Below are 1,684 nucleotides of genomic sequence, written 5' to 3' on the forward strand. Positions count from 1 at the left end.
CGGAACCAGTAGAAGCCGTGGCCTGCGAGGGTGAGCAGGTAGGGCAGTTCTCCGATGGCGGGGAAGCGGACTCCGCCGATGAGTTCGACGGGGTGGCGGCCGTTGAAGGTGCGCAGGTCGAGTTCGGTGGGCTGGGCGAAGCGGGAGAAGTTGTGGACGCACAGGACGAGGTCGTCGCTGCCGTCGTGGGTGGTGGGTGCTTCGCGTAGGAAGGCCAGGACGGCGGGGTTGGTGGAGGGGAGTTCGGTGTAGGAGCCGAGGCCGAAGGCGGGGTTTTGTTTGCGGATCTCGATGAGGCGGCGGGTCCAGTGCAGCAGGGAGGAGGGGGAGGACATGGAGGCCTCGACGTTGGTGACCTGGTAGCCGTAGACGGGGTCCATGATGGTGGGCAGGTAGAGGCGGCCGGGGTCGCAGGAGGAGAAGCCGGCGTTGCGGTCGGGGGTCCACTGCATGGGGGTGCGGACGGCGTCGCGGTCGCCGAGCCAGATGTTGTCGCCCATGCCGATCTCGTCGCCGTAGTAGAGGATCGGTGAGCCGGGCAGGGAGAGGAGGAGGGCGGTGAAGAGTTCGATCTGGTTGCGGTCGTTGTCCAGGAGGGGGGCCAGGCGGCGGCGGATGCCGATGTTGGCGCGCATGCGGGGGTCTTTGGCGTATTCCGCGTACATGTAGTCGCGTTCTTCGTCCGTGACCATTTCCAGCGTCAACTCGTCGTGGTTGCGCAGGAAGATGCCCCATTGGCAGTTCGAGGGGATGGCGGGGGTTTTGGCGAGGATTTCGGAGACGGGGTAGCGTGATTCGCGGCGTACGGCCATGAAGATGCGGGGCATGACGGGGAAGTGGAATGCCATGTGGCATTCGTCGCCGCCGGAGGGGAAGTCACCGAAGTAGTCGACGACGTCCTCGGGCCACTGGTTCGCCTCCGCGAGCAGCACCGTGTCCGGGTAGTGGGTGTCGATCTCTTTCCGTACCCGCTTGAGGAACTCGTGCGTCGCCGGGAGGTTCTCGCAGTTGGTGCCCTCTTCTTGGTAGAGGTAGGGCACTGCGTCGAGGCGGAAGCCGTCGATGCCGAGGTCGAGCCAGAAGCGCAGGGCGGAGATGATCTCCTCCTGGACGTTGGGGTTTTCGTAGTTGAGGTCGGGTTGGTGGGAGAAGAAGCGGTGCCAGTAGTACTGCTTGCGGACCGGGTCGAAGGTCCAGTTGGAGGCTTCGGTGTCGACGAAGATGATGCGGGCGTCCTGGAACTGTTTGTCGTCGTCGGCCCAGACGTAGTAGTCGCCGTAGGGTCCGGTGGGGTCTTTGCGGGATTCCTGGAACCACGGGTGCTGGTCGCTGGTGTGGTTCATGACGAAGTCGATGATGACGCGCATGCCGCGTTGGTGGGCGGCGTCGACGAATTCGACGAAGTCGGCGAGGTCGCCGAATTCGGGGAGGACGGCGGTGTAGTCGGAGACGTCGTAGCCGCCGTCCTTGAGGGGGGATTTGAAGAAGGGTGGCAGCCAGAGGCAGTCGACGCCGAGCCATTGCAGGTAGTCGAGTTTGGCGGTCAGGCCTTTGAGGTCGCCGACTCCGTCGCCGTTGCTGTCCTGGAAGGAGCGGACCAGGACCTCGTAGAAGACGGCGCGTTTGAACCACTCGGGGTCCCGGTCCTTGGCGGGCGTGTCCTCGAACGTGTCCGGTACGGGCT

At 64.7% G+C, this 1,684-nt stretch carries 1 protein-coding gene; it reads right to left on the minus strand.

What is annotated here, in order from left to right:
* Window positions 1-1,684, minus strand: a 1,684-nt coding sequence (gene treS / locus FNH04_RS45710; protein ID WP_152792106.1) for a maltose alpha-D-glucosyltransferase, incomplete at both ends; no start/stop codon positions are given.

This window comes from Streptomyces phyllanthi (genome assembly GCF_009377205.1).
GTDB lineage: Bacteria > Actinomycetota > Actinomycetes > Streptomycetales > Streptomycetaceae > Streptomyces > Streptomyces phyllanthi.